The sequence below is a fragment of the Saccharopolyspora antibiotica genome, from assembly GCF_047200635.1.
In the GTDB taxonomy this organism is placed as follows: Bacteria; Actinomycetota; Actinomycetes; order Mycobacteriales; family Pseudonocardiaceae; genus Saccharopolyspora_C.
Genome location: NZ_JBJZOI010000012.1, coordinates 186841 through 193254, shown reverse-complemented (window position 1 = coordinate 193254; position 6414 = coordinate 186841). Strand labels below are relative to the sequence as shown.

The 6414-nt window shown below is 73.7% G+C and carries 5 protein-coding genes; 4 read left to right on the top strand and 1 reads right to left on the bottom strand.

Translation table 11 applies throughout. The features are described from left to right. Window positions 1-55 precede the first annotated feature (55 nt). The 4 genes from ACL03H_RS12520 to ACL03H_RS12505 all read left to right on the top strand — a co-directional run bounded on the left by ACL03H_RS12520 (window position 56) and on the right by ACL03H_RS12505 (window position 5626). On the top strand, window positions 56-868 hold the full coding sequence (locus tag ACL03H_RS12520; protein WP_412811343.1) for a MetQ/NlpA family ABC transporter substrate-binding protein: 813 nt from the start codon (window positions 56-58) through the stop codon (window positions 866-868). A 217-nt stretch (window positions 869-1085) separates the two neighbouring features. Further along, complete coding sequence (locus ACL03H_RS12515) at window positions 1086-2042, top strand: 4-(cytidine 5'-diphospho)-2-C-methyl-D-erythritol kinase (protein WP_412811360.1); 957 nt, start codon at window positions 1086-1088, stop codon at window positions 2040-2042. A gap of 36 nt (window positions 2043-2078) precedes the next feature. Continuing rightward, window positions 2079-3863, top strand: a complete 1785-nt coding sequence (locus ACL03H_RS12510) for an ABC-F family ATP-binding cassette domain-containing protein (RefSeq protein ID WP_412811342.1) — start codon at window positions 2079-2081, stop codon at window positions 3861-3863. 107 nt (window positions 3864-3970) lie between these two features. Further along, complete coding sequence (locus ACL03H_RS12505; RefSeq protein ID WP_412811341.1) at window positions 3971-5626, top strand: fatty acyl-AMP ligase; 1656 nt, start codon at window positions 3971-3973, stop codon at window positions 5624-5626. A gap of 103 nt (window positions 5627-5729) precedes the next feature. Here the strand turns inward: ACL03H_RS12505 and pth are convergent, their stop codons facing one another. Continuing rightward, window positions 5730-6305 (bottom strand): aminoacyl-tRNA hydrolase, encoded by a 576-nt coding sequence (gene pth / locus ACL03H_RS12500; RefSeq protein ID WP_412811340.1) that lies wholly within the window; start codon window positions 6303-6305, stop codon window positions 5730-5732. Between the last annotated feature and the right edge of the window lie 109 nt (window positions 6306-6414).

Here is a 6414-nt window from a genome sequence, read left to right as displayed (position 1 = left end):
CCCCCCCCCCCGCCACCGGTGCGCGCGCACCGGACTTCCAGAAAGGACCCACGCGATGCGCTTTCGCTCCCTGGCGGTCGTGCTCACCGCCGCCTCGCTGGCCCTGGCGGGCTGCGGCGGCACCGGCACCGAGGCCGCCCAAGACCCGAACGCGCCGCTGGCCATCGGGGTGAGCCCGCAGCCGCACGGCGAGATCCTGAAGTTCGTCGACGAGGAACTGGCCCCGAAGGCGGGCATCGACCTGGAGATCCAGGAGTTCGACGACTACAACCGCCCCAACGAGGCCGTCGCGAACGGCGAGCTGGACGCGAACTACTACCAGCACGTCCCGTTCCTGGAGGAGTACCGGGCGCAGCGCGGGGGTGAGTTCGAGTGGGTCCAGGCCGTGCACCTGGAGCCGCTGTCGATCTACTCCAAGGAGGTGCGCTCGCTGCGGGAGCTGCCCTCGGGCGCGCGGATCGCGCTGCCGAACGACCCGGCCAACCTGACCCGGAGCCTGAAGCTGCTGCAGGACAACGGGCTGCTGACCCTCAAGCCCGGCTCGGAGCAGGGCGCCGGGGTCCGGGACGTGGTGCGGAACCCGAAGGACCTGCGCTTCCAGGAGCTCTCCAGCGACCAGCTGCCGCGCGCGGTGGACGACGCGGACGCCGCGATCGTCAACGGCAACTACGCGCTCAAGGCCGGGCTGCGCGACCCGCTGGTGGTGGAGAGCGCCGAGAACAACCCGTACGCCAACGGGCTGGTCGCCTCCCCGGCGATGGCGAAGGACCCGCGGGTGCAGAAGCTCGCCGAGCTGCTGCGCTCCCCGGAGGTCAAGGACTTCATCCAGCGGACCTACGGTGGCGTGGCGGTCGTCCCGGCCTCGTGAGATCAGCGGTGAACGGCCTGCTCAGACCGCTGGCGCCGGTCGCGGCCCGGCGGCTCCGCCGCTGACGGGAAGCGGCGCGGTCACCGCGCGTCCGGTGCCGCCGCGCGTTCGCCCCGACGGACCCGCTGACCAGCGGGTCCGTCGCGCTCGCGCGGTGAAGTCGGTGCTGCTGCGGGACCTGGCTCGCGCGGACACGTACGCTCTAGGAGTGCTCTCCGTGGTACCCACCCCCATCACCGTGCGTGTCCCGGCCAAGGTGAACCTGCATCTGTCGGTCGGCGCTACTCGCCCGGACGGCTACCACGAGCTGGTCACCGTCTTCCAGGCGCTGTCGCTGACCGACGAGGTCACGGTGCGGACCGCCGACGAACCCGGCATCGAGGTGCACGGCGAGGGCGCCGACTCGGTGCCCACCGGCCCGAGCAACCTCGCGTGGACCGCGGTCCGCCTGCTCGCCGAGCACTCCGGGCGCGACCCGGAGGAGCCGGGCGTGCACGTGTCGATCCGCAAGGGCATCCCCGTGGCCGGTGGCATGGCGGGCGGCAGCGCCGACGCGGCCGCCGCGCTGCTGGCGCTGAACGCGCTGTGGCGGCTGGAGATCGGTCGCGACGAGCTCAGCGACATCGCGGGCCGGATCGGCAGCGACGTGCCGTTCTCGCTGCAGGGCGGGACCGCGCTGGGCACCGGTCGCGGCGAGCGCCTGGTGCCGGTGCTGGCCCGGCACACCTTCCACTGGGTCATCGCGCTGGACCGGCGCGGCCTGGAGACCCCCGGCGTGTACCGCGAGCTCGACCGGCTGCGCGGGGACAGCGGGAACCACGGCTGCGGCGAGGTCGAGCCGTTGCTGGAGGCGCTGGCCTCCGGCGACCCGCGTCAGCTCGCGCTGTTGCTCGGCAACGACCTGCAGTCCGCGGCCGTGTCGCTGCGGCCGAACCTGCGCCGCACCCTGCGCGCGGGCGTGGAGGCGGGCGCGCTGGCCGGGATCGTCTCCGGCTCCGGCCCGACCTGCGCGTTCCTGTGCACCGACGGCGAAGCCGCGGTCCGGGTGGCCGCCGAGCTCTCCGGCGCGGGCGTGTGCCGGACCGTGCGGGTCGCCCAGGGACCGGTGCCCGGCGCCCGGGTCATCGGCGACGACCGCGCCGACCGGCCGACCCCGCCCCAGGTCCACGCCTGACCTTCCCCGTTCCTGCCCTGGAGATCCGCGACCCCGATGGCGAACCTGATCAACCTCGAATCCGTGCACAAGAGCTACGGAGTGCGTCCCCTGCTGGACGGCGTCTCCCTCGGCGTCGACGAAGGCGAACGCATCGGTGTCGTCGGCCTCAACGGCGGCGGCAAGACGACGCTGCTGGAGGTGCTCTCCGGCGCCGAGGAACCCGACTCCGGCCGGGTCAGCCAGGCCAGGGATCTCCGGATGGCGGTGGTCACCCAGCGCACCGAGCTCCCGGCCGATTCCACCGTGCGGCACGCGGTGCTGGACCCGCACGGGTTCACCGCCGAGCACGAGTGGGCCGCCGACGCGCGGGTGCGCTCGGTGCTCACCGGGCTCGGCATGACCCGGCTCGGGCTGGACACGCCCGTCGCCGACTTCTCCGGCGGGGAGCGGCGCCGCGTCGCCCTGGCCGCCGCCCTGGTGCGGGACCTGGACCTGCTGGTGCTGGACGAGCCGACCAACCACCTCGACGTCGAGGGCGTGCGCTGGCTGGCCGACCACCTGCTCTCCCGCCGCTGCGCGCTGGTGATCGTCACGCACGACCGCTGGTTCCTGGACACCGTGTGCAACCGCACCTGGGAGGTCGCGCAGGGGAAGGTCGAGCAGTACGAGGGCGGCTACGCGGACTGGATCTTCGCCCGCGCCGAGCGCGGCAGGCTCGCCCAGCAGGCCGAGGAGAAGCGGCAGAACCTGGCGCGCAAGGAGCTCGCCTGGCTGCAGCGCGGTGCGAAGGCCCGCACCTCCAAGCCCCGCTACCGGGTGGAGGCCGCCGAGGCGCTCATCTCCGACGTCCCGCCGCCGCGCGACACCGTGGAGCTGGTGAGCTTCGCCCGCCGCCGCCTCGGCAAGACGGTGATCGAGCTCGAAGGCGTCGACCTGCGGATCGCGGACCGCACCCTGCTGCGCGACCTGACCTGGCGGATCGGCCCCGGCGACCGGATCGGGCTCGTCGGCGTCAACGGTTCCGGCAAGACCACGCTGCTGCGGCTGCTCGCGGGTGAGCGCGAACCCGATGCCGGGACCCGCCGGGTCGGCGCGACCGTGCGGCTGGCGCACCTGACCCAGGAGCTGCACGACCTGCCGGGCGACTGGCGGGTGCTGGAGGCCATCGAGGACGTGGCCGAGCGGGTGCAGCTGGGCAAGTACGAGCTGACCGCCTCGCAGCTGGGTGAGCGGTTCGGCTTCGGCAAGGGCCGGCAGTGGACCCCGGTCGGCGACCTCTCCGGCGGAGAGCGCAGGCGGCTCCAGCTGGCGCGGCTGCTCATGGACGAGCCGAACGTGCTGATCCTGGACGAGCCCACGAACGACCTCGACATCGACACCCTCCAGCAGCTGGAGGACCTGCTCGACGGCTGGCCGGGCACGCTGGTGGTCGTCTCGCACGACCGGTACCTGGTGGAGCGGGTGTGCGACCAGGTCGTCGCGCTGTTCGGCGACGGCGGGCTCAGCGATCTCGTCGGCGGGATCGAGGAGTACCTGCGGCGGCGCAGCTCGCTGCTGGCGGGTGGCGAGAGCCTCGGCAGGCAGGCCGCGGACGCGGTCGACGCCAAGCCCGCCAAGCTGTCCGGGGCGCAGGACCGCGCCGCCCGCAAGGACCTGGCGAAGCTGGAGCGGCAGCTCGACAAGCTCGGCGCTCGCGAGTCGGACTTGCACGTCAAGCTGGCCGAGGCGGCCACCGAACCGCAGCGGCTGCAAGGCCTCAACTCCGATCTGCGCGCGTTGCAGCAGGAGAAGGACGAGGTCGAGGCCCGCTGGCTGGAGCTCGCCGACCAGCTGGACTGACGCGAACCGAGCCCGGTCCCCGGTCCTGGCCGCCGGGGCCGGAGGCGCCGGGACGAGCTCGTCGAGACGGTTCCGCCCGGGGCGCTCCGCGCCGTAATGTGCGTCACATGAGTCGGTTCGTGGACGGGATCGTGGGCGCTGCGCTGGACGGGGGAGGTGGGCGCGGCCTCGTCACCGGCGAACCCCGGGCGACCCGGCGCGACACGTGGGGCCAGGTGCACGACGAGGCCCGGCGGATCGCCGCCGCGCTCCGGGAGCTCGCCACCCCCGGCTCCGCCGTGGCCGTGCTCGCCGCCGACCCGGGAGCGATCGCTCCCGCCGTGCAGGGCGGTTGGCTGGCGGGCACCAGCGTGACGATGCTGCACCAGCCGGCCCCGCGCACCGATCTGGCCCGCTGGGCGCAGGACGCGGTGCGGGTGCTGCACGTGATCGGCGCGGACCTGGTGCTGCTGGGGCCTTCGTTCGAGCCGCTGGCGGACCTGCTTCGCTCGTACGGGATCCGCCACCACGACCTCGCTGAGCTGGCCGGGCACCCGGACCGGCTCGCGGAGCCGGTGCCCACCGGCGAGGACGCGACCGCGCTGCTCCAGCTCACCAGCGGTTCCACCGCCGAGCCGAAGGCGGTGCGGATCACCCACGGCAACCTGCACGCGAACACCACCGCGATGGTCCGCTCGGTGCGGCTGGACCCGGAGCGGGACGTCTCGGTGTCCTGGCTGCCGCTGTTCCACGACATGGGTCTGGTCGGCACGCTGATCGTGCCGATGGCGATCGGGATGGAGGCGGTGCAGGTGACGCCGACCGAGTTCCTCGCCGCTCCGCTGCTGTGGCCCGAGCTGATCAGCCGCTACGGGGGCACCGTGACCGCGGCGCCGAGCTTCGCCTACGCCGTCACCGCCCATCGGATGAGCCGCGCCGAGGACGGCGCCTTCGACCTCTCCGCGCTGCGGTTCGCGCTCAACGGCGCGGACCCGGTGGACACCGCCGCCGCGCACGCCTTCACCGAGGCCGGATCCCGCTTCGGCCTGCGCGAGACGGCCGTGGTGTGCGCCTACGGGATGGCGGAGGCGACGCTGGCGGTCTCCTTGGCTCCGCTGGGATCGACGATGCGGGTGGACACCGTCGCCGCCGAGGCCCTGGAACGCGGGAACCGGGCCGAGCCCGCGAGCCCGGGCGCGACGTCCACCCGGTCCTTCGCCCTGCTCGGTTCGGCGCTGCCCGGGATGGAGGTGCAGGTCGTCGATGCCGAGGGCGTCGAGCTGGGGGAGCGGGAGGTCGGCAGGCTGCGCATCCGGGGTCCGGCCGTGACCTCGGGCTACCTGACCGCGGACGGACCGGTGCCCGCCGCGGGGGCGGACGGCTGGTTCGACACCGGTGACGACGGCTACCTGGTGGACGGCCAGGTCGTCGTCTGCGGGCGGCGCAAGGACGTGATCATCATGGGCGGCCGCAACATCTACCCGGTGGACGTCGAGCGCGCGGCCGGGGAGGTGGCCGGGGTGCGGGCGGGCAACGCCGCCGCCGTCCGGCTCGACGCGGGCAGCCGCCGGGAGCGGTTCGCGGTGGTCCTGGAGTCCGCCGGCGCGCGGACGGAGGAGGCGGAGAAGGCGCTGCGCCAGGAGGTCACCACCAGCGTGGTCCGAGCGGTCGGGGCCCGACCCGCCGCCGTGGTGGTGCTGGAACCGGGCACGCTGCCGAAAACCCCGTCCGGCAAGCTGCGACGAGCCGCCACGGCCTCCCTCGTGCCGGAGCTGGCGGGGTGAGGATCAGGAACCGGCCTCGGCCGGCCCGTTCGGGGCCGGGTGGAACCCCGGCGGGTTTCCTCGTCCGGGATCGAGCTGATCCACGAGGCGTCGTCGCGCGGGCTCAGTGGAAGCGGTTCTGGGCCGGCTCCAAGCCGTCGGTGGCCAGGGCCTCCGCGGCGTCGGCGCAGAGGTCGACGAAGTAGCCGAGATCCTTGCGCTCCGCGGCGGAGAAGTCCTTGAGCACGTAGTCGGCCGGATCCATCCGGCCCGGCGGCCGATCCACGCCGAAGCGCACTCGCAGGTAGTCCCTGGTGCCCAGCGACTTGGTGATCGAGCGCAGCCCGTTGTGCCCGTTCTCGCCACCGCCGAGCTTGAGCCGCACCGCGCCGTAGGGCAGGTCGAGCTCGTCGTGCACGACGATGATCGAGTCGGGGGCGACCTTGAAGAACTTCGCGGCACCGGAGACGGGACCGCCGGAGAGGTTCATGAACGAGCGAGGCTTGGCCAGCACCACGCGGCGGGACCCGAGCCTGCCCTCGACGACCTCGGCGCCCGCCTTGTGCGCCTTGAACTTGCCGCCGATCCGGGACGCGAGCTCGTCGACGACGAGGAAGCCGACGTTGTGCCGGTTGCCTTCGTAGCGAGGTCCCGGGTTGCCCAGGCCGACGATGAGCGCGGGAGCGTCAGGAGTGGTCACCAGGCTGCGTCCTCGACAGGCGGTCAGGGCGGGGTACCCCCGACGCGGAGTTCGCCGAGGGGGTGCGCGGACGGACCGCGCGGATCACGACGGGGCCGGGGTGACCGGG